This window comes from Enterobacter cloacae complex sp. 394I7, assembly GCF_057320345.1.
The window spans coordinates 1,053,787-1,078,808 of record NZ_JBXWCR010000001.1 but is presented as its reverse complement, the minus strand read 5'-3'; the positions used below and the strand labels follow the sequence as shown (position 1 = coordinate 1,078,808).

The 25,022-nt window shown below is 56.3% G+C and carries 28 protein-coding genes; 11 read left to right on the top strand and 17 right to left on the bottom strand.

What is annotated here, in order from left to right:
• From AC2FAP_RS05290 to AC2FAP_RS05255, 8 genes are read right to left on the bottom strand one after another with little or no spacing between them, the layout of a single operon-like run.
• A complete protein-coding gene (locus AC2FAP_RS05290) occupies positions 1–528 on the bottom strand; it encodes a DUF3833 domain-containing protein (RefSeq protein WP_032681071.1) in 528 nt (175 codons plus the stop codon).
• Positions 525–1,049 (bottom strand): hypothetical protein, encoded by a 525-nt coding sequence (locus tag AC2FAP_RS05285; protein ID WP_449541630.1) that lies wholly within the window; start codon positions 1,047–1,049, stop codon positions 525–527. The genes AC2FAP_RS05290 and AC2FAP_RS05285 overlap by 4 nt, the downstream gene beginning before the upstream one ends.
• Positions 1,046–1,531, bottom strand: coding sequence for a DUF2878 domain-containing protein (locus tag AC2FAP_RS05280; RefSeq protein ID WP_040017417.1), 486 nt, complete (start codon positions 1,529–1,531; stop codon positions 1,046–1,048). Before AC2FAP_RS05280 ends, AC2FAP_RS05285 begins: the two co-directional genes overlap by 4 nt.
• Positions 1,528–2,748 (bottom strand): class I SAM-dependent methyltransferase, encoded by a 1,221-nt coding sequence (locus tag AC2FAP_RS05275; protein ID WP_485452847.1) that lies wholly within the window; start codon positions 2,746–2,748, stop codon positions 1,528–1,530. The genes AC2FAP_RS05280 and AC2FAP_RS05275 overlap by 4 nt, the downstream gene beginning before the upstream one ends.
• A complete protein-coding gene (locus AC2FAP_RS05270; RefSeq protein ID WP_014169958.1) occupies positions 2,745–3,467 on the bottom strand; it encodes a DUF1365 domain-containing protein in 723 nt (240 codons plus the stop codon). Before AC2FAP_RS05270 ends, AC2FAP_RS05275 begins: the two co-directional genes overlap by 4 nt.
• 1 nt (position 3,468) lies before the next feature.
• Positions 3,469–4,728: an NAD(P)/FAD-dependent oxidoreductase gene (locus AC2FAP_RS05265; RefSeq protein ID WP_040017414.1), complete on the bottom strand. Its 1,260-nt coding sequence runs from the start codon at positions 4,726–4,728 to the stop codon at positions 3,469–3,471.
• On the bottom strand, positions 4,725–5,444 hold the full coding sequence (locus tag AC2FAP_RS05260) for an SDR family NAD(P)-dependent oxidoreductase (protein WP_040017413.1): 720 nt from the start codon (positions 5,442–5,444) through the stop codon (positions 4,725–4,727). The genes AC2FAP_RS05265 and AC2FAP_RS05260 overlap by 4 nt, the downstream gene beginning before the upstream one ends.
• Entirely contained in the window at positions 5,441–5,875 is a 435-nt protein-coding gene (locus tag AC2FAP_RS05255) for a nuclear transport factor 2 family protein (protein ID WP_014169955.1), read from the bottom strand. The genes AC2FAP_RS05260 and AC2FAP_RS05255 overlap by 4 nt, the downstream gene beginning before the upstream one ends.
• A 263-nt stretch (positions 5,876–6,138) precedes the next feature.
• Between AC2FAP_RS05255 and AC2FAP_RS05250 the strand changes: the two genes are divergently transcribed.
• A complete protein-coding gene (locus AC2FAP_RS05250; RefSeq protein WP_008502331.1) occupies positions 6,139–6,336 on the top strand; it encodes a hypothetical protein in 198 nt (65 codons plus the stop codon).
• A gap of 1 nt (position 6,337) precedes the next feature.
• Positions 6,338–7,108: a hypothetical protein gene (locus AC2FAP_RS05245; RefSeq protein ID WP_047744605.1), complete on the top strand. Its 771-nt coding sequence runs from the start codon at positions 6,338–6,340 to the stop codon at positions 7,106–7,108.
• Between the two features lie 86 nt (positions 7,109–7,194).
• On the opposite strand, the gene AC2FAP_RS05240 is transcribed toward AC2FAP_RS05245, so the two are convergent.
• Positions 7,195–7,779: a TetR/AcrR family transcriptional regulator gene (locus AC2FAP_RS05240; RefSeq protein ID WP_163304823.1), complete on the bottom strand. Its 585-nt coding sequence runs from the start codon at positions 7,777–7,779 to the stop codon at positions 7,195–7,197.
• 103 nt (positions 7,780–7,882) lie between these two features.
• Here AC2FAP_RS05240 and AC2FAP_RS05235 point away from each other — a divergent pair, with 103 nt between their 5' ends.
• Complete coding sequence (locus tag AC2FAP_RS05235) at positions 7,883–8,350, top strand: nuclear transport factor 2 family protein (RefSeq protein WP_014169951.1); 468 nt, start codon at positions 7,883–7,885, stop codon at positions 8,348–8,350.
• A gap of 111 nt (positions 8,351–8,461) precedes the next feature.
• Here AC2FAP_RS05235 and AC2FAP_RS05230 read toward each other — a convergent pair whose 3' ends face one another.
• The 3 genes from AC2FAP_RS05230 to AC2FAP_RS05220 all read right to left on the bottom strand — a co-directional run bounded on the left by AC2FAP_RS05230 (position 8,462) and on the right by AC2FAP_RS05220 (position 10,906).
• A complete protein-coding gene (locus AC2FAP_RS05230; RefSeq protein ID WP_014169950.1) occupies positions 8,462–9,001 on the bottom strand; it encodes an ester cyclase in 540 nt (179 codons plus the stop codon).
• A gap of 73 nt (positions 9,002–9,074) precedes the next feature.
• Positions 9,075–9,797, bottom strand: a complete 723-nt coding sequence (locus AC2FAP_RS05225) for an SDR family oxidoreductase (protein WP_449541628.1) — start codon at positions 9,795–9,797, stop codon at positions 9,075–9,077.
• Positions 9,794–10,906, bottom strand: a complete 1,113-nt coding sequence (locus tag AC2FAP_RS05220) for an alkene reductase (RefSeq protein ID WP_479435784.1) — start codon at positions 10,904–10,906, stop codon at positions 9,794–9,796. The genes AC2FAP_RS05225 and AC2FAP_RS05220 overlap by 4 nt, the downstream gene beginning before the upstream one ends.
• Positions 10,907–11,005: 99 nt before the next feature.
• Between AC2FAP_RS05220 and AC2FAP_RS05215 the strand changes: the two genes are divergently transcribed.
• Positions 11,006–11,941 (top strand): LysR family transcriptional regulator, encoded by a 936-nt coding sequence (locus AC2FAP_RS05215; RefSeq protein WP_241189600.1) that lies wholly within the window; start codon positions 11,006–11,008, stop codon positions 11,939–11,941.
• Positions 11,942–11,977: 36 nt separating this feature from the next.
• On the opposite strand, the gene AC2FAP_RS05210 is transcribed toward AC2FAP_RS05215, so the two are convergent.
• Entirely contained in the window at positions 11,978–12,346 is a 369-nt protein-coding gene (locus tag AC2FAP_RS05210) for a MerR family transcriptional regulator (protein ID WP_044859799.1), read from the bottom strand.
• A 96-nt stretch (positions 12,347–12,442) separates the two neighbouring features.
• Here AC2FAP_RS05210 and AC2FAP_RS05205 point away from each other — a divergent pair, with 96 nt between their 5' ends.
• The 4 genes from AC2FAP_RS05205 (at position 12,443) to AC2FAP_RS05190 (ending at position 18,389) form a co-directional block, all read left to right on the top strand.
• Positions 12,443–13,261, top strand: a complete 819-nt coding sequence (locus AC2FAP_RS05205; protein ID WP_241189599.1) for an SDR family NAD(P)-dependent oxidoreductase — start codon at positions 12,443–12,445, stop codon at positions 13,259–13,261.
• A 273-nt stretch (positions 13,262–13,534) separates the two neighbouring features.
• Positions 13,535–14,149, top strand: a complete 615-nt coding sequence (locus tag AC2FAP_RS05200) for a TetR/AcrR family transcriptional regulator (RefSeq protein ID WP_014169944.1) — start codon at positions 13,535–13,537, stop codon at positions 14,147–14,149.
• 74 nt (positions 14,150–14,223) lie between these two features.
• Positions 14,224–15,333: an efflux RND transporter periplasmic adaptor subunit gene (locus AC2FAP_RS05195; protein ID WP_126488592.1), complete on the top strand. Its 1,110-nt coding sequence runs from the start codon at positions 14,224–14,226 to the stop codon at positions 15,331–15,333.
• Positions 15,330–18,389 (top strand): efflux RND transporter permease subunit, encoded by a 3,060-nt coding sequence (locus AC2FAP_RS05190; protein WP_449541626.1) that lies wholly within the window; start codon positions 15,330–15,332, stop codon positions 18,387–18,389. Before AC2FAP_RS05195 ends, AC2FAP_RS05190 begins: the two co-directional genes overlap by 4 nt.
• On the opposite strand, the gene AC2FAP_RS05185 is transcribed toward AC2FAP_RS05190, so the two are convergent.
• Entirely contained in the window at positions 18,312–19,292 is a 981-nt protein-coding gene (locus AC2FAP_RS05185) for a LysR family transcriptional regulator (RefSeq protein WP_449541625.1), read from the bottom strand. The genes AC2FAP_RS05190 and AC2FAP_RS05185 overlap by 78 nt on opposite strands.
• 128 nt (positions 19,293–19,420) lie before the next feature.
• Here AC2FAP_RS05185 and AC2FAP_RS05180 point away from each other — a divergent pair, with 128 nt between their 5' ends.
• On the top strand, positions 19,421–20,815 hold the full coding sequence (locus tag AC2FAP_RS05180; protein WP_449541624.1) for an amidohydrolase family protein: 1,395 nt from the start codon (positions 19,421–19,423) through the stop codon (positions 20,813–20,815).
• Here the strand turns inward: AC2FAP_RS05180 and AC2FAP_RS05175 are convergent.
• Positions 20,812–21,099 carry a DUF1330 domain-containing protein gene (locus AC2FAP_RS05175; RefSeq protein ID WP_014169939.1) on the bottom strand — a complete coding sequence of 96 codons (288 nt, stop codon included), beginning with the start codon at positions 21,097–21,099 and terminating at the stop codon, positions 20,812–20,814. The genes AC2FAP_RS05180 and AC2FAP_RS05175 overlap by 4 nt on opposite strands.
• A gap of 149 nt (positions 21,100–21,248) precedes the next feature.
• On the opposite strand from AC2FAP_RS05175, the gene AC2FAP_RS05170 reads away from it, so the two are divergent.
• Positions 21,249–22,154 carry a LysR family transcriptional regulator gene (locus tag AC2FAP_RS05170; protein ID WP_014169938.1) on the top strand — a complete coding sequence of 302 codons (906 nt, stop codon included), beginning with the start codon at positions 21,249–21,251 and terminating at the stop codon, positions 22,152–22,154.
• Between the two features lie 193 nt (positions 22,155–22,347).
• Positions 22,348–23,286 (top strand): omptin family outer membrane protease, encoded by a 939-nt coding sequence (locus AC2FAP_RS05165; protein WP_025204278.1) that lies wholly within the window; start codon positions 22,348–22,350, stop codon positions 23,284–23,286.
• A gap of 94 nt (positions 23,287–23,380) precedes the next feature.
• On the opposite strand, the gene paaY is transcribed toward AC2FAP_RS05165, so the two are convergent.
• Both paaY and paaX read right to left on the bottom strand, forming a co-directional pair.
• A complete protein-coding gene (gene paaY, locus AC2FAP_RS05160; protein WP_020884237.1) occupies positions 23,381–23,977 on the bottom strand; it encodes a phenylacetic acid degradation protein PaaY in 597 nt (198 codons plus the stop codon).
• Positions 23,978–23,986: 9 nt separating this feature from the next.
• Positions 23,987–24,922 carry a phenylacetic acid degradation operon negative regulatory protein PaaX gene (paaX, locus tag AC2FAP_RS05155; RefSeq protein WP_014169935.1) on the bottom strand — a complete coding sequence of 312 codons (936 nt, stop codon included), beginning with the start codon at positions 24,920–24,922 and terminating at the stop codon, positions 23,987–23,989.
• Between the last annotated feature and the right edge of the window lie 100 nt (positions 24,923–25,022).

The following is a 25,022-nucleotide window of genomic DNA, read 5'->3' as shown; positions in this document are numbered from 1 at the left end:
TCACGCCTTGCGGGTAAAGAACAGCGTCACCGTGGCGACGGTGACGCCCAGTTTCTTCAGCTCTGTTTTATTGAACAGATGGGTTTCATCCTGCAGGTACATCCAGTCGTCAAAGTGCAGCAGCCAGGTGCTACCATTGGCTTTCACCTGCATGCTGTAATGCCAGTTGAAGGCGTTTCCCGCCGCCTGCCCGGTCGCCACCCCTTCGATATCCCCTGCCGTGCCTTCGTAGCGATCGCCCCCCATCCGTCGGATATGCCATACCCGCTGCTGCTTTTCGCCGTCGTCATAGACGAAATGTTCATTGAGCGTCAGCGTATCGCCGATAACGTCCCCGGCAATCTCAACGTGAAACCGGCGCAACTGTTTACCGCTGCGATCCTGCACCATGCCCCACGCTTCGGTTTTCCCCTGAAAATAGCGGAAGATATCCAGCTTCGGCTGCTGCTGACGGTATTCCGTCACCTCTGTACTGCAGCCGGCCAGCAGCATCGTTACCGCCAGCGCGATGACCAGTATACGTTTCATTGTTGCCCTCCTGTCAGCTGCTGACGCAGCGCGGGATATTGCGTGCGGGGACTGAGCCAGATTGCCAGAAAGCGCGTGCTGAACGCGGCGGACTGACGTGGTCCCAGCGGAATAAAGTTTTTCTGCACCGCCGAAGCGCGGTACCAGAACTGCCCCTGCCTGTCGGTGACCACAAACGCCAGCTGGCTGCCCGGCCCAACATCGGGCCAGAGCGACTGGAGCATACGCAGCCAGGCTTCGCTTTGGGGTTCCTGCTCGAGGATCCCCTGAGCCTGCCACTGATCGCGCGTTGCCTCAACCAGGTCGTCACGGTCGATTTCACGCGCGTAAGTGATGATCAGCGCCCGATCTCCGTTCTCCCCGCTGTAACGCCCCTCCGGCGTGCGAAGCTGTGAGGTATAGACGGTGAACGGCCCCCAGGTCAGCGTGGCGTCACCGACCTTGCGCCAGGTCAGCCAGTCGGCAGCCTGAGCCACGGGGGACAGGATTATCAGTAAGAGAAGCAGTGCCGCAGCTCTCATTTTTGTCTACCCACCAGCAGATGGAAAAACAGCATCAATACCAGCCAGCCCGGTGCCATCCAACTGATGACAATAAAGGTCGGCTCCAGAAAAGTAATGGCGCCAAGCCGTTCGCCAATCAGATAGGCGACAGGCCCACCCACGGTTGCCAGCAGGGTCAGCAGCCAGCCGGGTAATGTTGTTGTGCGCGTCAGTTGAGTCCAGACGGTGGCGAACATCAGCCACAGTGCCACCATCCACAGCGGCATCAGTGACTCACCCGTAAACGCAATCAGGCCCGTCAACGCCCAGAGCGCATCCAGCAGGCTCCCTGCCGCGGCCAGCGCAATGGCGTAAAGTCGGTACGCGGACGGCAACAGCAGGCAGGCCACGACCGCCAGCACGATCCAGATAATCAGGCCCTGCTCGCGAAAGAGCACCACCAGCGCCCAGTAAAAATCGAACGCGATAGCCAGCAGAAAGACCTGCAAATAATGTTTCATACGCGCTCGGCGGTCAGTTGCACCACGCTGATGGTGCGGGCGTTAAACCCGGCTTCGCAGTAGCCGAGGTAGTACAGCCACATCCGACGAAACCGCTCATCGAACCCGAGCTTTTCAATCTCCTGCCATGCATGCACGAAGCGCTGGCGCCAGAGAGCCAGCGTGCGGGCATAGTCGGGCCCCATATCAAAGAGATTGCGCATCACGAAATCGGTGTGGCGCGTCATAAGCTCATTCATGGCGGTGATGCTTGGTAAAAAACCGCCGGGGAAAATGTAGCGCTGGATAAAGTCGACGCTTTTGCTGTAGTCGCGATAGCGCTGGTCCTGAATGGTGATGGCCTGTATTGCCATACGACCTCCCGGTCGCAGCCTGGCCTGACAGGTGCGGAAGAAGGTTGGCAGATAGCGCTGCCCCACGGCCTCAATCATCTCTATCGAGACCAGCTTGTCGTACTCTCCGGTGAGATCGCGGTAATCGCACAGCAGTACCTCAACGCGATCCTGCAACCCGGCGCGGACAATCCGTTCTTTCGCCCAGAGATACTGCTCCTGCGACAGCGTCGTGGTGGTCACCCGACAGCCATAATGACGGGCGGCATATTCCGCCATCGCGCCCCAGCCGGTGCCAATTTCCAGCAGGTGATCATTGGCGTTCAGCGCCAACTGATCGCACAGGCGAGCCATTTTGGCCTGTTGAGCCGCCGTGAGATCCTGCTCATCTGCGGTGAACAGCGCACTGGAGTAGAGCAACTCGTTGTCCAGAAAATGGGCATAGAAGGTGTTACCCAGATCGTAATGCGCGGCAATATTTTCGCGGGCCTGGGCGCGTGAGTTTCGCCGCGTCCAGTGGCGAAGCCGTTCAAGTGGCCTGCTGAACAGACGAAATCCCTTTTCCAGCCGGCCAAGCACCTGCCCGTTAAGCGCCAGGATCTCAAGCAATGGTGTGAGCTGTGTGGTTTCCCATTCGCCATCCATCCAGGCCTCAGCGGCGGCGAGGCTGCCCCCCGTTAAGACACGCCAATACACGCCCGGGCTCAGGATCTGAACGTTGGCATGCAGCGCAGCGGATGTCTCGCCGAAATGGAACGTCTGCGCACCCTCACGCAGGGTTAGCGAGCCGCCGCGGATACCGCTTAAGAGACGAAACAGCAGCCAGCGCGCGATGCGGACGTTGCGCGGGATATCGGGTTCAAGCGTAAAGACGGGATCGGTCATGAGCGTTCACTCCTGCTGACGGGATGGTTATACAGCGGCACGCGCTTGAGCCACAGCCGCAGCGCCTGCCAGTAAATAGCGAAAACGGTTTTGAGGGTCATCAGTGGAATGCGCAGCAGCAGCGACCGCAGTGCCGCCCGGGTAAGCGGCTCCCGGCGTAGCGCCAGCGTGGCGTCAAACACCTTCGCTTCCTGATGGTTTTCAATGTGCATATGCAACGAGTCGTCAGGCGGGTTAAAGCGCCAGTGGTAAACCATGTCCATCGGGTTAAAAGGGGAAACATGAAACGCTTTTTCTGTGGGACGCGCATCCTGCCCATTCACCGCGTAGTAATGACGCTCATTCCACGGGGTATTGCGAACTTCCGCCAGCACCCAGCGCAGCGTCTCCGCCCGGTCATAGCAGTAGTAAAAGTTGACCGGATTAAAATGGAATCCGAAGTAGCGCAGCTGCGTCAGGAGCATAACCCGCCCCTGCGGCCGTTCTCCGGTCAGGCTTTCAAGCCTGGTGAGGACATTCTCTTTAAGCGGCGTGCCCAGCGGATAATCCGCATCATGGAACGAGGCGGCGGCAACACGATTGCGACGGACCCCGACCGCAGGCAACGTCTCCAGCTCATCGAGATCGAGCCAGGCCATAAAGACGCTGTAGCGGAACTGGTGCGCTTTCGGCCGGAAGCGACGATGGCGTAATACACCGTGATAGAGGCAGCTGTTCATTTCAGTTCCCCTCCCCGGCGGCTATCGCATTCACCACGTCCAGCGCACTGCGCACGCCATCTTCATGAAAGCCGTTGTACCAGTAAGCGCCGCAGAACCAGCTACGCTGGTGGCCGTTAATCTCACCGCGACGCGCCTGTGCACGCCAGCTTTTGGGGTTAAACAGCGGGTGTTCATAGACAAAGCGTTTCAGAACAAAGCGTTCATCCACGGGGATGTCCGGATTAAGGGTGACGCAGAACAGCGGGCTACCCGCAGGCAACCCCTGCAAAATATTCATGTTGTAGGTGACGCAGGCGCTGGCCTGATCCTGCTGGCTCAGACGGTAGTTCCAGCTCGCCCAGGCACGCTGACGTACCGGTAGCCAGCGCGGATCGCTGTGAAGCACCACCTCATTACGCTGCCAGCCGATATCGCCCAGTACGTCCTGCTCTGCCGCGCTCGGCGCGTCAAGCATCGCCAACGCCTGCCCGGAGTGACAGGCAAAAATCACCTGATCAACGCTGTGGCTCGCGTTGTCGAGCTGGATCGTTACCCCATTCTGCTGACGAATCACCCGCAGCACCGGGGCGTTGAGGTGCAGCGTCAGGCGGTCACCGAGTTTATCCAGCATGGCGCGGATGTATTCCCGCGAACCTCCGGGCACGACGTACCACTGCGGACGATGCGTCACATCCAGCAGGCCGTGATTGTCAAAGAAACGCAAAAAGAGCGGCAACGGAAAACGTTTCATCTCCTGCAACGACGATGACCAGATGGCCGCCCCCATTGGCAGAATGTAGTGACGCGCGAAAAACGGCGTAAAGCGGTGCCTGTCCAGAAACGTCTGCAGCGTCGCGTGCGGATCTGGCTCGCTCTCCAGCGCCTGTTTCGCCAGGCGATTAAAGCGGACAATCTCCCCGAGCAGCCGCCAGAACGACGGGTTCACCAGGTTTCGACGCTGGGCAAATAACGAGGTCAGGGTGTGTCCGTTGTACTCCAGCCCGGTTTGCGGGTTATGCACCGAAAAGCTCATCTGCGTCTTTTGCCCACTGATACCCAGCTCGCTCAGCAGGCCCATAAATCGTGGGTAGGTACGGTCGTTGTAGACGATAAAACCGGTATCGATGGCGAAAGTGCCCTGTGGCGTCGGCACGTCAACCGTCGCGGTATGACCGCCGGGAGTGGCCCCCGCTTCGAAGAGCGTCACCTCGTGATGACCAGCAAGACGCCAGGCACAGGTCAACCCGGCGATGCCGCTGCCGATAATGGCAATCTTCATGAACGCACCATCCTGCGCAGCAGTGCGCGCTGAAGAAATGCGGGAAGCCCTGAGAGCAACCGCAAGATAAGGCCAAACCCCACCGGAAACGCAATATGCATTTTCCCTTTCGCCAGGCCGGCCCGAATGGCCTGCACGGCCTCCTCAACGCTCACCCTGCCCGGCATGGCAAAGTCATTTTTTCGCGTCAGCGGCGTATCAACGAAGCCCGGGAATACCACCGTCACGGCGACCCCTTTCGGCTCCCAGTCGAGCCGCAGACTGTCGGCAAACCAGCTCAGCGCCGCTTTGGACGCGCCGTAAGCCTCTGCGCGCGGGAACGTCAGCCAGTGCGCCATGGAGCTGACCAGCACCACGCGGTTGCCTGAAACCAGCTGCGGCTGTAACGCGGCCAGACAGTTCACTGGCCCGAGGAAATTGGTTGTCATCACCCGCTCTACCAGCGCTGCATCCACCACGCCCTGCTCAAGGTATTCGCAGGTACCGGCGCAGAGAATAACCAGGTCGGCATAGCAGCCCGTCAGCGCCTGGCGACAGGCGTCCCTGTCTGTCATATCGAACAGGCGAACCGTGATAGTGGGGCTGTGCTGATGCAGGGCGTCCAGACGCGCCGGATCGCGCCCGCAGGCGATAACCGTGTGGCCGTCAGCAGCGAAGGATTTCGCCAGCCCGGCGCCGATGCCCGAGCTTGCTCCGGTAATCAGAACCGTGCTCATGCGTTCACCCTCCGCTTCACGCCGCGCACTGCCCAACCGAGCAGCGGAAGGTGTTCGTAGATCATCTCTCCGGCGTCGTAATAGTCACGCTGGCGAGTAATCAACCCATGTTCGGTCTCCACCACCGAACATCCCGGCAGGTCGAGCGGCTCGCCTCCGGCAATGCGCGGATGCGACCAGTGCATAATCCACGTGACAACGAAACGGCGGTCACCAAACAGCGGAGGATCAATGGTAAAACGGCAATTTTCAACATTGGCCAGCAGATGGGTGAAATAGCGCTGGAGCGCGAAAATCCCGTCATGCTCGCCGAACGGATCGATAAGCGTGGCATCCGAATGATAAAGCCCGACCAGCGCTGAGGGCGGCTGGCTATCCAGTGCGGTGTAGTACTCAACAAACCGACTCACGACAGAGGGCAAAGTGCTCATGGGTCACATCCTGGCGGTAAACAACGTGGCGTAATCGCATAATTAAAACTTACACAATTAACGTTATTTGTCCAAGTTTGTGTAAAACTATTTTTTATTTATATTATTTTTCAAAAAGTTACACCTGTGTTGCCGATATTTTTTTCAGAACCTTTTCTGACGCACCTGTTTCCCGTTTTGCTTTTCAGTTTTACCTTAAGGCGAATTTCCCCTTCTTCTTCCAGACTTATCCTTTTTAATCATAAGGATGAGGAAACCCCGAGATGAAACGTTTCTTTCTGTCACTTTTCTCCAGCCCGGAATCATTGCTCCAGGTGATGAGCCAGCAGGAAATTATCGAAGCCGTGGAGGATGGCGATCGCATCATCATCGACCAGGACGGGAACGCCTCGGTAAACTACAAGAGCAACGAGGTGCGACAGGATTTCCTGCGTCATGTTAACGCGCTGAAGAGGGCCTGATATGGGAACGGCTATCTTTATGGTGCTGATGGTCTGTGGGTACTGGTACACCAGCCGTGACCTGTCGACCCGTTTTAAAATCAAGCGATCTTTCGGCTGGGATGTCTATTTTCTCGTTGCCCTGTATGGCTGTATCTTCGTTCTGCAAGGGGTGATCGCCACGGGGCTGCTCTGGCTGTTGCTCTATGCACTTTCTGCCGCCGACAACACCTTCCACTTCACGGCGCAAACCTATGCCGACTGGCAAATAGATTTTATGAACTGGAGCTTTTTAGGTATTCAGGCACCGGTTGTCGTCATGCTGGCCTTCGCCATCCTGTTTTGTCTTTATCGTTCTAACTGGGCAGGCAGCGCCAGGCTGGACGGAGAAGGCAGGAAGAAGCTCTACAAACGTCTCGCGCAGTCGAGCGGTATCGAACAACTGCTGTATCAGTGTATGGAGCAAGGGGAGCTGGCGCAGGTGACGCTGCGCTCGAGACGGATTTATGTCGGCATGATCCACACCGCAACGCTCGAGTATGAAAAAACCGCCAATATCGTGCTGATCCCTATGCTAAGCGGCTATCGCGATGAAAAGACAATGCGAATTTGCATCGAAAATAATTACAGCAAATGGTATGCCCGCCACGACATTACTCTGGATTCAGAACCCGGAAGTGCGATGGACTTCAGAAAGGTGATCATGCTGAACCAGATCGAGAGTATTTCCCTGTTTGATCCGGCCAGTGCCAGCTCGCTGGCGATGGCGGAACGGGCAGAAGATGATGACTAAAGGCAGGAGCCTGGCATTTACTGCCAGGCTCAGCGCCAGCCCTTCCATGCTAAGCGTATTTCGTCGACGGCCAATCGTGCCCCGGGTCAGGCGGCGTTTTCTGTCAGCCGTTCTACTCCCTTTTTCAATGAGCTTATGACCTCATCCGCTGCGATCCCCATTTGCGCATGAATAATCGCGCCGTCGATCAGCATCATGATTTCATTAACGGTTTTCTCATCGGTTATGCCGGTCAGGGACGCTATTTTTGCCTTTGTTTCGGTTTTATGATTACGGCAAATATCTTTTATTTCGCGTTCATTTTCTTCAGATTTTGCTTCTGCGCTGGCATTAATAAAGGCGCACCCATGGAATAACGGCGAAATAAACCATTCATACAGCGTGTCAGATAATGCACTGGCCGGGGTTTTACCCGCAGCAAGATGTCGACGCAGCGTGCTTTCAAACCAGTCAATCCATATTTCGTGTCGATAGTGGAGATAGGCAACAATCAGTAAACTTTTTCCCGGAAAATGGCGATAAAACGTCACTTTCGTGACTTTAGCCTGCTTGATAATGGTATCCACGCCCGTTGCTTTAAATCCGCTGGAATAAAACAGATCGTGCGCGGTAAGCAATATTTTTTCCCTCACACTGATTGTTTTATCGTTATTCAAGTTGACTCTGTTCACAGATCGACGGCCTCAATTGACAGGTTGACAGCGTTATTTTTCAGGCCTAGATTAACACCAGTAGACAGACCTGTCTACCCAATACCAACCAGAGGTAGCCGAAATGAACACACGCCCCCCTTTACCGCCTTTTACGCGTGAAAGTGCCATCGAAAAAGTCAGACTGGCAGAAGATGGCTGGAACAGTCGCGACCCGGCCAAAATCGCACTTGCCTATTCGCTGGATACCCAGTGGCGAAACCGCGCGGAGTTTGCCACCAACCGTCAGGAAGCGCAGGCATTCCTGGAGCGCAAATGGAAAAAAGAGCTGGATTATCGTCTGATCAAAGAGCTGTGGGCATTTACGGAAAACCGTATCGCCGTGCGCTATGCCTATGAATGGCATGATGATTCTGGCAACTGGTATCGCTCTTACGGTAATGAAAACTGGGAATTCGAGCCGGATGGTCTGATGAAGCGCCGCTTCGCCTGCATCAACGATATGCCGATAAAAGCGTCTGAGCGCCTGTTTCACTGGCCGCTGGGCAGACGTCCTGATGACCACCCTTCACTGAGCGACCTGGGGCTGTAGGTTTCGTCAGGATCATGCTTCGCCATTACGGGGGGTCATACGCTCCGGGTAACCTTTCGGTTACCCGGGCGGGCTTATCTTTTACACCACGAAAAAGAGGCAGACTATTATTTAAATCACACCCAACTGTTTCATCAGCGTCAGGTTATCTTCAATATGCCAGTTGGACACTATTTTACCGTTGCCGATCTCATAGATATCCGTCGCGATAAAATCCACGTTCTGACCCTGCCCTTTTATTTTGCCAAATGTCCCGCTGAAATGACCGTGGAAATGCAAATGGGACACGACACGATTACCCGTAACGATCATTTGTTCCACCTCGCAGCGTAAATCCGGCACCGCGGTGCGAAATGCCCTCGAGGCCATAATGGCACCCTCTGGCCCCTGTTTACGGCCTTCCGGTGGGGTTTTATCCACAAAATTAACCGCCAGCGCTTCCCGCGCCAGAGACTCTTTACCGGTATCCCAGAACGTGGCATACGTAACGGCCGCATGTTCGCTCGCCGTTAATTGCGTTTGCGACAGCGTGTTATCCACGATTAGAAGATTCGGTTTCACCCGGTCGCTCTGGGCCGAATAAGCCACGCCGGATACGCCAGCCAGAATTAATGCCAGCACAGCTGGACGTGCATATGTTGAATATTGCATAAACGCTTACAACCTGTGATTACGTTTTCCGCCAGCATGTTCACTGCCGGAATAAATTCGGATCAACGCAGGGTCAGTTAATTAATGCCCCGCCCTCAATATCAATCACCGAGCCCGTAACAAAGGCATTATCGATGGCAAAGAGATAGCCCTGAGCAACGTCTTCCGCTCGTCCCCACGCTTTAGCGGGCAACGTTTGTGCTGCAACAGTCAGCATTTTTTCCCGTGCAGCCGCATCCATCCCGGCGTGGGCTTCGGTATCGGTCAGACCCGGGCTGATGACGTTTACGCGACGCGGTGAAAGTTCTTTTGCCAGCACTTTTGTTGCCGCCTCGATGGCGGCGTTCATGGTGGTTTTGACTATGGCACCGGCTACCACGCGGCGTGCAACAAATCCGCTGGTCAGCGTCAGCGTACCGCGGGGCGAAATATTCCCGCTCAGATACCTGGCGACATGCATGCTGCCCCAAAATTTGGTATCAAAAGCCAGTCTCGCCGCGCCAGGGTCGAGGGTCGAAAGCGGCCCTCCCGGTGCCTGAGAGCCGGCCGTGACAATAATATTGTCGACCTCACCCAGCGTTTCGCTTAACGCGATCACCTCTGCTTCATTGCTAATATCGAGGACGAGGGTCTCAACAGAGGCGGGAGATGGACAGAGCCGCGCGCGGGCAGCGCTCAGTTTCTCTTTATTGCGTCCCGCGAGAATAATGTCGTCGCCGCGTGCTGCCAGGGCACGGGCTACAGCAAAACCAATACCGGACGCGCCGCCAATAATTAACGTCTTACGGGTCATCATTTTTCCTCACACAGGTTGTAAGTGGGGTAATCGGTATACCCCACCGCTGTACCACCAAAGAGCGTGGCGGGATCGCTGACGTCATTCAGCGGCCAGTGATGCGCCAGCCGCTGTGGTAAATCGGGATTGGCAATAAACGGGCGTCCAAACGCAATCAAATCGGCATACCCTGCTGCGAGGATTTTTTCCGCCTTTTCGGGAGTATAATTTCCTGCCACGATCAGGGTGCCACGGAATGTTTCGCGCAGTTTTTTGCGGAAACTTTCCGGAACCTGTGGCGCATCATCCCAGTCGGCTTCCGCCAGGTGAATAAACGCAATGCCTCGTTGCTGGCACCAGGCCCCGAGGGCGAGAATGGCTTCGATGACCTGCGGATCGTTCATTCCCCGCTGTGTAATAAACGGCGAAAGCCGGATACCGGTGCGCTCAGCGCCTATGGCCTGCGCAATGGCATCGAGCACTTCCTGCGCGAAGCGGATCCGGTTCACGAGACTGCCGCCATACTCATCCGTGCGGATGTTTGACGTGGATCTCAGGAACTGATCAATCAGATAGCCGTTTCCGCCGTGCACCTCCACGCCATCAAATCCGGCCTGAATGGCATTGAGCGCCGCCTGTCGGTACTGTTCGACGACGAGCGCGATCTCTTTTCGCGACAGCACGCGTGGCGTCGGGCAGTCAACCATTTGACCTTCGCCATGTTCATTCACCACCCATACTTTCGCATCGGGTGCCAGCGCGGAGGGCGCGACGGGCAGTCCGTCTTCGTGAAAACGGGCATGAGACATCCGCCCCACGTGCCAGAGTTGGGAAAAAATCACCCCTCCCGCCTGATGGACCGCGCCGGTAGTGAGTTGCCACCCCGCAACCTGCTCTGGCGTATGGATCCCCGGAGTCCATGAATAGCCCTGGCCCTGAGGCGAAATCTGCGTGGCTTCGGTGATGATTAAGCCCGCGCTGGCCCGCTGTCGGTAATATTCAGCCATCAGCGTCGAGGGAATATTTCCCGGCTGAAGAGCGCGGGCACGGGTCATGGGTGCCATGACGATGCGATTTTTCAGGTTGAGATCCCCTAACCTGTAGCGTTCAAAAAGTGAGGTCTGGTTCATCTGGACGTCCCTTGTGGTTACGATGAAATCACTTTACAGGCGGCATCTGATTTTGATAATTACACTAAAATCAGATGCACTTTTCGGAAAATATGAATAATGGGTAAACTCGAAGATATGGCGCTGCTGGTTGAAGTGGCCGAGGCTGGCGGGCTTTCCGCCGCTGGCCGCCGCCTGTCACTTTCCCCGGCCACCATGACCGCCCGCCTCAAAGCGATTGAAGAACGCTACCAGACGCGCCTGTTTCACCGTTCCACGCGGGCTATCTCCCTCACCCGGGCGGGTGAAGAGTTTTACCATGCGGCACTGCGCGTGCTGGAAGAGATGCATCATGCCGAGTCGTTACTGGCACAAAAAGAGGGCGTGCTCAGCGGCAACATTCGTCTTTCCGCCCCCTCTGACTTTGGCAGGCAGTATCTCAGCCCCGCCATCATGGCATTTTCCCGCCTGCATCCGGAAATCAAATTTTTCATTTACTTAAGAGAACACGTAGAGGATCTGGTCGCTAACCGGCTGGATATGAGCATTCGCTTCGGCAACCTGCCGGACAGCAGCCTGGTGGTCAGAAATATCCGTCCCAATCACCGGGTGCTGGTCGCATCAGCAGCGTATCTTAACGACCAGGGTATCCCTGCCTCCTGTGACGCGCTGACGGACCACCGCTGTCTGGCGCTGGAGTCGCAAGGGGTGGTGATGAATGAATGGCGGTTTGAGGTTGAGGGGAAAGCGCGCGTCGTTCGCGTAGAGCCTGCCATGGTCTGTGATGACGGGGCACTGCTTCGTCAGTGGGCCCTCGACGGGGCTGGCATTGCGGGCAAATCGTGGTGGGACGTGAAGGACGATGTCGAGAAAGGAAGGCTGAAAGTGTTGCTTGCCGGAAGCTTCACCGGCTTTAGCCGGTTTGATCGCAAAGATGTCGGGCTACAGTTTGTCTATCCGCAACGGAAACTCCAGCCGCTTCAGGTCACCGCATTTAGCCAGTTTTTTATCGACTGGCTTAAAAAGACTGAACGCGGTGAGCTGATGACGTCGTAAAGCCGCCTGTTGCGTTAAACGGCCCGCGTCAGCCGTTTAAAATACATCAACACACGGCTGACCGACTTTATGAAGGGCATCGGTCAAGCGGGTCCGAAGTTCATTCAGCGCCGCTTCTTTCTCCGCCAGTTGCGCCAGTTTGCGCCGCAAAGCGGCCTGTTTTTCCTCCGCGGTAAAGCGGTCATCAACCCAGACCGCCAGAACTTCGGCGATTTCAGCCAGGGTAAACCCCAGCATTTTGGCATGCCCGATCAGCTTCAGCCGTTGTAAATCCACAGCCGAGTAGACTTTGTAGTTATTACTGCCGTTTGGCTGCGGAATTTTTTCCAGCAAGCCCGCCCTTTCATAATACCGCACCGTCTCTTTCGATAACCCCGTTCTGGCACACAGCTCGCCGATCCTCATCGCGTCGTTCTCACTTTGTAAAAATCACGCTTGACCGTGTACCTGAGTACACGGTTTATCCTGTGCCGCACAGACAGGGAAAACGGGATTTATGTTATGAATTCTTTTGATTATACAGGAAAAACAGCACTGGTTACCGGTGCATCCTCGGGCATCGGACGGGAGTTCGCCCGCCAGCTCGCGGCCCGTGGCGTGGGGTTGATCCTGGTTGCCCGCTCCGAGGCAACGCTGCAGGCGCTTGCGGCTGAGCTTCACAAAACGCACGGCGTATCACTCACCGTTATCGTGCAGGACTTAACGCTGCCTGAGGCCATTACCTACATTGTGGAACGGCTGGAAGCGTTACGGCTTTATCCCGATATTTTGATTAATAGCGCGGGATTTGCCACCTACGGGCGATTTGAAAAGCTATCTCTGGCGCGCCAGCGTGAAGAGATCAACGTCAACTGCGTCGCCCCCGTGGCACTCGCGCACGCCCTGCTGCCCGCCATGCTGCGTAAAGGTTCAGGCGTGATGATTAACGTGGCCTCAACCGCTGCCATGCAACCGGATCCGTATATGGCAATTTATGGGGCAACAAAGGCATTTTTACTCTCCTTTTCGAACGCGCTGTGGGGAGAATACCGCGCTCACGGCATCCGCGTGCTGGCGCTTTGCCCCGGCGCAACGGATACCGCCTTTTTTGAGGTGGTGAACGCCGAGGAAGCGTCAGTGGGCAAAAGAATGCCAGCGCAGAACGTGGTCGCGCTGGCGTTACGAGCTGTGGATACACAACGCAACACGCTGATCCCCGGCTGCGGTAACTGGCTGCTGGGCCAGTTACACCGGTTTGTCACCCGCCGACGTCTGGCGATCATTGCTGAAAAAGTATTACGACCTAAGCCCGCCGGTCAGGGTGCGCGTTCAGACGCATAATCCCGTTCAGGTCAAAGCGTGACGTTTCAGTGCCGCGCAATTGCACTGAAACGCGCGCAACCTCTCGCAAAGACTGACAATATCCCGCGAAAAACAGTGATACACTTAGCCGACCTGGTTGATGATGCAGTCTTAACGGCTCAGGGCTAACGAGTATTATCCCTCGGGTTCCACAGACGACTGTGCATGTGCCATCTGCCCACTCAACCATGTGACCTAATCACCAAATGGTCACACGTTGTCAATCGGAGCCTGTCACGCTAAGCTGAAATAATGACTAAAGACATGAACACCCCATCCACACGTGGTCCACTCGATCACACGGTCCGAGAGCAAATCGTCGAAGCTGCGTATGAGCATTTCGGCCATTACGGCTATGAAAAAACCACCGTCGCCGAACTTGCCAAAGCCATCGGTTTTTCAAAAGCCTATATCTATAAATTTTTTGATTCCAAGCAGGCAATCGGCGAGGTCATCTGCGCGAACCGTCTTGATATGATCATGGCGGCGGTCAATGCAGCCATCGCTGATGCGCCATCCGCCAGCGAAAAGCTGCGTCGTCTGTTCAGGGCGCTCACCGAGGCGGGAAGTGAACTGTTTTTCCATGAGCGTAAACTCTACGACATCGCCGCCGTTGCCGCGCGGGACAAGTGGCCTTCAACCGAAAGGTATTCAGAACGTCTGCTGAAGCTGATTGAGAGCATTGTTGTCGAGGGCAGAAAAGCCGGTGAGTTCGAGAGAAAAACCCCTCTGGACGAAGCTACACTGGCGATCTATATGGTGATGTGCCCTTTCATTAACCCTGTTCAGCTGCAGTACAACCTTGAAGCCGCCCCGACCGCGGCGGTTGTCCTCTCCTCTCTGATTTTGCGAAGCCTGGCCCCCTGATTAGTGACCATTGACTTTATTGGTCACTAGAATGAGAATGCGGATACTGTCCTGTTAATGTAATAAGGGTTCCCATGCTCAGGCTTCATTCAGCCCGCCTTGCCGTATGCCTCCTGCCGTTTGCCCTGGTGGCATGCGGCGATAACCACGCCAGTGACGATCCGCGCACGCAGCCACCGCTTGTCAGGTCTGCGTCCGTGATCCCTGCGAACGAGACGTCACGCGCCTTTACCGGCGTGGTGGTGGCAAGAACGCAAAGTGATTTAGGCTTCAGGGTGCAGGGCAAAATTCTCGAACGTCTTGTCGATACGGGTCAAACCGTTAAGCAGGGCCAGCCTTTAATGCGTCTGGATCCTGTTGATCTGAAATTACAGGCGCAGGCCCAGCAGCGAGCGGTGGATGCTGCCCAGGCGCGCGCACGTAAAGCGTCCAGCGATGAGGCGCGTTATCGCGGCCTTGTGGCATCCGGTGCAGTGTCGGCGTCGGAATACGACCAGATTAAAGCCGCAGCCGACAGCGCCAGAGCGGAGCTCAGCGCTGCCCGGGCACAGGCAGGCGTGGCGCAAAACGCCACCGGTTATGCCGTGCTACTTGCCGATTCAGACGGCGTGGTGATGGAGACGCTTGCCGAGCCTGGACAGGTGGTCAGCGCCGGGCAGGCGGTGATCCGTCTGGCCCGCGCGGGGCAGCGCGAGGCGCTGGTCCAGTTGCCGGAAACCCTGCGCCCTGCCGTAGGAAGTACAGCCCTGGCAACGCTCTACGGTAACGAAAAACAGCCCGTTAGCGCGAAGCTGCGCCTGCTGTCTGATTCAGCCGATGCGACCACCCGTACCTTTGAGGCCCGATACGTGCTGAACGGCGCGCTGGCGAACGCGCCGCTGGGGGCGACCGTGACGCTGAGCATCGAACACGGCAAAGGCGACAGCCGGGTTATGCAGGTTCCTCTGGCGTCTCTCTACGATGCGGGGAAAGGGCCTGGCGTCTGGCGTATTTCCGCTCAGCCGACAAAAGTCGTCTGGCAGCCTGTCAGGGTGCTTAGCGTAGGGGATGATATCGCCAGAGTAACCGGCGGCGTGCAGCCCGGAGAAAAGATTGTTGCGTTAGGTGTCCATCTTCTGCACGAAGGCGAAGCGGTCCGGCTGGCGGAACAGCGCGATGCCACTCAGGCGGGGATGACACCATGAGTGGAGGTCGTTTCAACCTGTCAGCGCTTGCGGTACGCGAGCGCTCGGTCACGCTGTTCTTGATTATTCTGGTTACCCTTGCCGGTATTTTCTCGTTTTTTGGCCTTGGCCGCGCGGAAGATCCGCCCTTCACGGTTAAGCAAATGACAGTTATCACCGTCTGGCCCGGCGCAACCGCGCAGGAAATCCAGGATCAGGTCGCCGAGCCGCTGGAAAAACGTCTGCAGGAACTCAAATGGTATGACCGTACGGAAACGTATACCCGCCCCGGTATGGCGTTTATCACGTTGTCATTGCAGGACAAAACCCCGCCTTCTCAGGTTCAGGAAGAGTTTTACCAGGCGCGAAAGAAACTGGGGGATGAAACCAAAAACCTTCCGGCGGGCGTCATGGGGCCGATGATCAATGACGAGTTTTCCGATGTCACCTTTGCCCTTTTTGCACTGAAAGCGAAAGGCGAACCACAGCGTCTGTTAGTGCGTGACGCCGAAGCCCTGCGCCAGCAGCTTTTGCACGTTCCGGGCGTAAAGAAAGTGAACATCATCGGGGAACAGGCCGAGCGGATTTACATCTCCTTTTCGCATGACCGTCTGGCGACCCTCGGACTCTCGCCGCAGGATATTTTCACCACGCTCAACAGCCAGAACGCATTAACCGCGGCGGGCTCGATTGAAACGCGCGGGGCGCAAATCTTTATCCGCCTCGACGGCGCTTTCGATAAATTGCAGAAGATCCGCGATACGCCCCTGATCGCGCAGGGCAAAACGCTCCGGCTGTCCGACGTGGCAACGGTTGAACGGGGCTATGAGGACCCTCCGACCCTGCAGATCCGTAACCAGCAAGAACCCACCCTCCTGCTCGGTATTGTGATGCGTGAAGGCTGGAACGGCCTGGCGCTGGGTAAAGCGCTGGATGCTGAAACGGCAAACATCAATGCCAATATGCCTCTGGGGATGACCCTGACGAAAGTCACCGATCAGTCGGTGAATATCCGCTCGTCGGTCGATGAGTTCATGATCAAGTTCTTCGTCGCCCTGCTGGTGGTGATGGTGGTGTGTTTTGTCAGTATGGGGTGGCGCGTGGGCATCGTTGTCGCGGCGGCAGTGCCGCTGACGCTGGCGGTCGTTTTTGTCGTGATGGAAGCCTCCGGTATAAACTTCGACCGCGTTACCCTGGGCTCCCTTATTCTTGCCCTCGGCTTACTGGTTGATGATGCCATTATCGCCATCGAAATGATGGTGGTAAAAATGGAGGAAGGCTACGACAGAATCAAAGCCTCCGCCTACGCCTGGAGCCATACCGCCGCGCCAATGCTGGCCGGAACCCTGGTGACAGCCATCGGGTTTATGCCGAATGGTTTTGCGCAGTCAACCGCCGGGGAGTACACCAGCAATATGTTCTGGGTAGTCGGCCTCGCCCTGATAGCTTCGTGGTTTGTGGCGGTGGTGTTCACCCCTTATCTGGGCGTCAAAATTCTGCCGGACATCGCAAAAGTCGAAGGCGGTCATGCCGCCATCTATGACACCCCGCGCTATAACCGTTTTCGTTATACCCTGAGCCGCGTGATCGCCCGAAAATGGATCGTCGCCGCGTCCGTCGTGGCCATCTTCACCCTCGCAGTACTGGGGATGGGGCTGGTTAAAAAACAGTTTTTCCCGACGTCCGACCGCCCCGAGGTGCTGGTGGAAGTGCAGATGCCGTATGGCACATCGATTGAGCAAACCAGCGCCGCCACCGCGAAAATCGAAGCGTGGCTGCGCAAACAGCCTGAAGCCAGCATCGTCACCGCCTACATTGGCCAGGGTTCGCCGCGTTTTTATCTGGCGATGGCCCCTGAGTTGCCCGATCCCTCTTTCGCGAAGGTTGTCGTCATGACGGACAGCGAGAAGTCACGCGAAGCGCTTAAGTTCCGCCTTCGCGAAGCGGTCGCCCGCGGGCTGGCTCCGGAGGCTCGCGTGCGGGTCACGCAGCTGGTGTTCGGGCCTTATTCTCCCTTCCCGGTCGCCTGGCGTGTAATGGGTCCGGATGTCGATAAACTGCGTGACATTGCAGAGAACGTTAAAGGTGTGCTGCAGGCCAGTCCGATGATGAGAACCGTCAATACCGACTGGGGTTCACGCGTACCGACCCTGCATTTCACCCTCGATCAGAACCGCCTGCAGGCTACCGGCTTAACGTCGAACGCCGTTGCCCAGCAGCTTCAGTTCCTGCTGTCGGGCGTTCCCATCACGTCCGTGCGGGAAGATATTCGCTCGGTACAGGTTACGGGCCGCGCCGCGGGTGATATCCGTCTTGATCCGGCGAAGATAGAGGGCTTTACCCTGGTGGGTAACGCCGGACAACGCGTTCCGCTGTCACAAATCGGGGAGATTGAGATCCGAATGGAAGATCCGCTGTTGCGCCGCCGCGATCGTACGCCCACGATTACCGTGCGGGGAGACATTGCCGAAAACCTTCAGCCCCCGGATGTGTCAACCGCCATCATGAAACAGCTGCAACCCATTGTTGATTCGCTTCCACCTGGCTATCGCATCGAAATGGCGGGATCGATTGAGGAATCCGGCAAAGCCACCCAGGCCATGGCCCCGCTGTTCCCCATCATGATTGCCCTGACGCTGCTGATAATCATTCTGCAGGTGCGTTCACTCTCGGCCATGGTCATGGTATTCCTGACCGCACCGCTGGGGCTTATTGGTGTGGTTCCTACGCTGCTGCTTTTCAATCAGCCGTTTGGCATCAATGCCCTCGTCGGCCTGATCGCGCTTTCGGGGATCCTGATGCGAAATACACTGATACTCATTGGTCAAATCGATCACAACCAGAAGGACGGTCTCGATCCGTTCCACGCCGTGGTTGAGGCGACCGTACAGCGCGCGAGGCCGGTCTTACTGACGGCCATGGCCGCCGTGCTGGCGTTCATTCCCCTGACGCACTCCGTGTTCTGGGGAACGCTGGCCTACACGCTGATTGGCGGAACGCTAGGGGGAACCATTATTACCCTCGTCTTCCTGCCTGCGATGTATGCGATCTGGTTTCGGATCAAGCCCGCCGCCTGACGGTGCCAGGCTGGCGTCCGGGATAAGCCCGGCAATCCAGTCTGCAAAGGCACGCACTGCGGGAGAGAGAAAACGCTGATGGGGATAAAGCAACGTGACGGGCACCGAAGGCGGTTGCCAGTCAGCCAGAACCTCAACCAGCCTTCCCTCCCGCAAATGCGCTGAGACAATACGCTCAGCCAGCTGCGCCAGCCCGAAACCTTCAAGGCACATGTTGATATAAAGCCCGGTGGCATTTACGGCCGCTTCGCCGCGGACAGGGATGGAGACGGTCTCAGTCCCGCGGACAAAGCGTAGCTCATCCGCCCGTCGGGTCTGATCGGAAAAATAGTGTATCGCCCGATGCTGTGATAAGTCGTCTGGCGAGCGGGGAGTACCGAACTTCCTGAGATAGTCCGGTGAGGCACAGGTCACCCAGCGAAACCGGCCCAGAGGACGGGCAACAAGAGTCGAGCTATTCAGATCCCCCGTTCGGATCACACAGTCCACCCCCTCCTGCACCAGATCAACCTGCCGATCGTTGACGCCCAACATCAGGTAGATATCCGGATAAAGCCGGTAAAAATCTTTCAGGTGAGGCATCACGATGAAATCCGCGATCCCGCCCGGCATGTCCACCAGCAAGCGTCCCTGCGGGCGCCGGACTGACGCCGTCAGGCTCGTTTCCGCATGCTCGATTAACGCCAGTATTTCCTGGCATTGCGCCAGATACTGCACACCTTCAGCGGTGAGGCTCACCCGCCTTGTCGTTCTGTTAAGCAGGCGCACCTGGAGGTAACTCTCCAGATTTTTTATGCTGCTGGTGACCGTTGACGAAGGCAGAGAAAGCGTTTCGGCTGCGCGGACAAAGCTTCCGGCCTGCGCTACCCGCATGAAGATCTGCATTGCCTGAATACGATCCATTTTTTCTCCCCCGACCGTCGCTCACATTATTCTTCGTAGATTATGAATAATGAAAACACGTTAAGCATCTTTTTCGCCGTAATCGGGTGGCGTAATTTCTCACCCATGAAGAGACAAAGGACAAGAAGATGAGCGATTACCTGAGAAATATGATTAACAATCAAAGCATAACTCCACCCGCCACGTTGATTAAGGGCGCAACCCTGCTCAGCATGGATGACAGGGTGGGTAATTTTGAACGCGGCGATATCCTTATCGAAGGCGCAAAGATCGTCGCCATTGGTGAAAATCTGGCAGCAGAAGGCGCCAGCATAATAGATGCCACACATATGATTGCCATGCCGGGCCTGGTAGATACCCATCGCCATGCCTGGGAGGGACAACTGCGCCGCATTAACCCCGACGCCAAAACGCTTGAAGATTACTGCAACGCCACGCACTTCTCATTCGCCAGGTATTATCGCCCTGCCGATATTTATATCGGCAACCTGCTCACCGCCCTGGGGTGTATTGATGCCGGTATCACCACGGTGATTGATAATTCCCATAACAGCCGCACCGCTGCGCATTCGGACGCGGCCGTTGAGGCCCTGCTGGATGCGGGGATCCGCGCCGTACACGCTTCCGGTGCACCGGTGTCCGGAGAATGGGACCGCCCGCACTGGCCCGGTAACTGGCAGCGCCTGCAAGAAAAGTATTTCCAGAATAACCCTGAAAGTCTTGTTTCGCTGGCGGTCATGGCCCAGCTGGAACCGGAGAAATGGCTGGAGGCCCGCAGGCTGGGGTTGCCAATCGTGACCGAATTCTTTGGGGGTGAAATGGCGTCGCAGCTTGAGGCGCTGCATCAGCAGGGGCTTCTGGGACCGGACAATATTTTTAATCACTGCACCGCACTGCCGGACGACGGATGGAAAATCCTGCGGGACGCGGGCGTACGCGTGAACGTCTGCCCCCGTTCCGATGCGCACTATGGGATTGAAGACGGCATGTTTGCCCTTCAGTCCGCGCTGCGCCACGGCATCAGCCCCGGCCTCAGCGTTGACAATGAAACGTCGTACAGCGGCGACATGTTTATGGAAATGCGCGTGGCTTTTTACCTCCAGCGCGTCATGGGCATGCATCAGCAGCACTGCTGTGGTTCAGCGCACACCGTAAATACGCTTCATACCCAACAGCTCCTGAAAGCAGCCACCGTCGATGGTGCGGCCTGTGCAGGGTTACAGGAGAGCATCGGCAGCCTGACGCCGGGCAAACAGGCCGACCTGGTGCTTATTAACGCCGGCGATCTCAACCTCTATCCGTCCGGCAATGCATTTGGCACGGTGGTCCATGCGGCAGAGCGCAGCAACATCCATACCGTCATGATTGCCGGACGAATCGTGAAGCAAGACGGCAACGTGCTGGGGGTCGACATCACCCGCCTTCGCGAGGCCATTGATGAATCACGTCATCATCTCTTTACCTCAGCCGGGTATGAGCCGGACATATTTGCTGACACCTTCCTGCCGCTGGCGCAGGATTAAGCCCCTTCAACCACAACAAATGTCCCGGTTGCCGCCCCCGCGCGCAGCTTTCTGGCGGCCACGTACCCGGGACTGTTATAAAAACGTTTGGCCTCAGCATACGAATCAAACTCTAAAACGACATGGCGTTCATGCGCCTCCCCTTCGAGATTTTCATATTCCCCTGACCAGACGATGACCCGGGGGTTGAACCCCTGCAGCGCTTCCCCGGCAGCGTTCGCATATTCTGCATAGGCAGCAGGATCTGTGACGGTCACGTGGGCGATTAAATAACCTTTATTCATCTTCTTTATCCTTCCTGAGGACTGTTGCCGGTGGTGTAAAGCGCATCAACCTGTTTGACAGCGTTACGCGGTATGAAGACACTCTATTAGTCATCAATAAGGGAATAAATCACCCAAAAAATAACGCACTGTTACCCGGAAGGTGAACAATGAAAAACCTGCATGCACTGACTATTTTTGCGCGCGTCGCAGAAATGCAGAGCTTTACTCAGGCGGCGGAGAGCCTGGGCATTAAGAAAGGCCGCGTTTCAACGGTCGTACGTGAGCTTGAGCATGACCTCGGGACGACGCTGTTGCACCGGACTACCCGCGCGGTACAGCTGACCGAAGACGGTCGGGCTTTTTATTCCCGCGCCCGGGATTTGTTGTCAGATGCTGAAGATCTGCAGTCCATGTTCGCGCCTGGCGGCATGTCACTGCGGGGACGTTTACGCGTCGATATGCCAGCAGTGTTGGCCCAAAGCGTAGTGATTCCCGCCCTGCCACAACTGCTGGACGCGCATCCTGAACTTGAAATAGAACTTTCAAGCACAGACCGGCGAGTCGATCTGGTTCAGGAAGGCTTTGACTGCGTCATTCGTTTTGGGCCCATTGTTGATGAGACCCTCATTGCCCGACCGCTGGGTCAGTTACGGATGATTAACGCCGCCAGCCCACGCTATCTGGAGCGCGTCGGGGTGCCCGAGACGATTGACGACCTGCTTCGTCAGGGACACCGAATGGTGCATTACATGCGAAATTTTGGTGCCCGGCCTGATGGCTGGCAATACCCGGACGGTGATGGCTACCGGTCCGTCATGTTACCCGGCGCCGCGCGGGTCAACAGCGTACCGGCCTATCATGAAGCCGGGCTGGCGGGTCTGGGCTTAATTCAGGGCGGGTATTCCGCGCTGGCGCCCCATATCCAGCGCGGCGCGCTGGTTGAAGTGCTTCCCCATTTGCCTCCTGAACCGCTTAATGCCGCTTTCGTGGTCGCCCATCGGCGTAATTTATCGCAGCGTGTCAGAGCTTTTATGCACTGGACGGAAGTCATTTTAAAACCGTACTTTGATTAATATCCTGCTAAAGATATTCACGCTAATTGTCGGAGGCCGGACGGCAATATTATCTCTTTCAGGGACGTTTCTTGTGAAAGGAATATACAGCACAAATGCGAATAATGACTAAAACTGGCAGTTGATTGTTATTTGCGTGGCTTTTAAAATTTAATTGCAAGGTATTTATTAAATTTTAATTAGGGACATAAAAATGACAAGAAATACGCTTTTACTGACAATGATGGCCGCCTTTTCAGGCGCAGTATACGCAGGGGAAACGCAATTTACGCCGAATTTCTCACCTGACAGCGTCACCGTTTCAGCCTCGGGCGGGATGCTCAGCGGGAAATCCCATGAAATGGTGTATGACGACGTCACAGGCAGAAAAATCAGCCAGCTGGACTGGAAAATTAAAAACGTCGCTATCCTGAAAGGCGATATTTCCTGGGATGCGTACCCTTTCCTGACCCTGAACGCACGCGGCTGGACCTCGCTGGCATCCGGGTCGGGTCATATGGATGACTATGACTGGATGAACGAAAGACAATCCAGCTGGACAGATCATTCGACGCATCCGGCAACTAACGTCAATTATGCCAATGAATACGATCTCAATGTAAAAGGCTGGATATTGCAGGGCGAAAGCTATAAAGCGGGCGTGACTGCCGGTTATCAGGAAACCCGTTTTAGCTGGACGGCCACCGGTGGCTCTTATAATTATGATAACGGTACCAACACGGGGAATTTCCCGGCGGGCGAACGCGGCATTGGTTATAGCCAGCGCTTCTCAATGCCTTATATTGGGCTTGTGGGGCAGTATCGTATTAATAATTTCGAATTTAATGGCCTGTTTAAATTCAGTGACTGGGTGCGCGCTCATGATAACGACGAGCACTATATGCGCGACCTGACCTTCCGCGAGAAAACTTCAGACTCTCGCTATTATGGTGCGTCAGTGGATGCAGGATATTACGTCACGCCACACGCCAAAGTCTTTGCCGAGTTCGCGTATAGCCGTTACAAAGAGGGCAAAGGCGGCACGCAGATTATTGATACTAACACGGGCGAATCCGGGTCAATTGGCGGTGATGCGGCGGGCATTTCCAACAAAAACTATACCGTTACCGCCGGTCTGCAATACCGGTTCTGATTTCGCGCAACGCATCAGGCCAGCGTAAACATGCACAGGCCCCTGACGGGGCCTTTTTCGATGCGCTGCTTTACTTCCGCAGGTGCGCGCCCCTTCATGACGCCGATTTTGGTCGCAGATCCTCGTCAAACTCCAGACGTTTTCGACCGGGCTCCACTTCGCGCAGGGGTTCGACCTGATGCAGGGTCAGCTTGCAGCGATCCACCAGCACCTGATACTCACGCGTGCCCTGCTTCTTCCAGGCAATTTCCTGCTCGCTCAGCACACGTATCGCTTTTGCCGGACTGCCAATGATCAAATGGTTGGCGGGCATCTCCGCTTTCGCTTTCACAAAGGCCGCCGCGCCGACAATGCTGTTTTCGCCAATCACCGCGCCGTCCATGACCACTGCGTTCATCCCTACCAGAGCGTTACGGCGGATAATACAGCCGTGCAGAATCGCGCTGTGGCCGATATGTCCGTCCTCTTCCACCACCGTGTCCTGCTCCGGGAAACCGTGCATGACGCAGTTATCCTGAATGTTCGCGCCGTCTTTCACCACAATCCGGCCAAAATCGCCGCGCAGGCTGGCATTCGGGCCAACATACACGCCTTTGCCCAGGATCACGTCGCCGATGAGCACTGCCGTCGGGTGAACGTAGCTCTCATCAGGCACCACCGGCGTCAGACCGTCAATTTGATAAACGGGCATCTCCACTCCTTATACGATAGTAAGACCACCAAAGCGTTGATAGTAGAGCGTGCCGGGCACAGGCAGTTCGCCGACGGAGGTTTCACCTTTCTCGCTGACAAACGCCAGCGCCCCCGGTGCCACACGCTGATAAATATTAATGCACAGCTGTCGCGCACTTTGTCCGGCCCAGTGTGCAGGCAATAACTCCTCCGGCAACAGCGGGTCTTTCAGCACCACGCGACGGTAAAAATGGATCAGCAACAGCTGGATCTGGAAGCAGCGTTCCGGCGTTAATTCGTCCGGCGCGGCCTCTTTCAGCAGCGGCAGAAGAGGACGGAACGAGTGGATAAACGTCTCGTACATCGCGTTCTGTTCGGTCAACTGCCAGCACTCCTCGACCCGGGCACGCAGCGCCGCGCGGGACAGCGCCAGCGGCGAATGGGCCTCGAAGAAGATGACGTTTTCCGCCACGCCTGCGTCGTGTAAAAGCGACTGCACATCCGCCAGATGCTGCGACGGGGAGGCCATCAGGCTGGGAGCCAGGGTGCCAAAACCCTGCCAGATCAGCTGCTTTTTGACGTCAGCAAGGGTGGTTTTATCCAGGCCTTCCGAGAGCAGCAACAGCCACTTGCCATCCCACGCGGGGAGTTCAGCACGGTAGATTTTACTCTCCGCGCGGCGGGTCAAACGCAGCCCTTTGTCGCTCAGCCGGTAAAAGCTGCGTCGTCCGATGCGCGACACATCCAGCCAGCCCTCTTTGTTAAGACGAAACAGCGCAGTGCGCACAAAGCGCTCGCCAAACCCCATGCCTTCCAGTAAGGCGGCGAGGCTGCCAAGCCAAATCTCGCCACCGCGATGTGAAAGCGCGTCACCGTATAATGAGGAGATAAGCGACGTTCCGCTAACGGGAACCGAGCTAACCGCGTGCTGGATAAAGGCATCGAGTTTATTCATGTGATTCATTCTGTTGTTATTTTTGGTCTGGATGAATCATAGCATATTCCCCTCACCCCGGCCCTCTCCCAAAGTGAGAGGGGGACAACGTCGGTTAGGATGAGGGGGT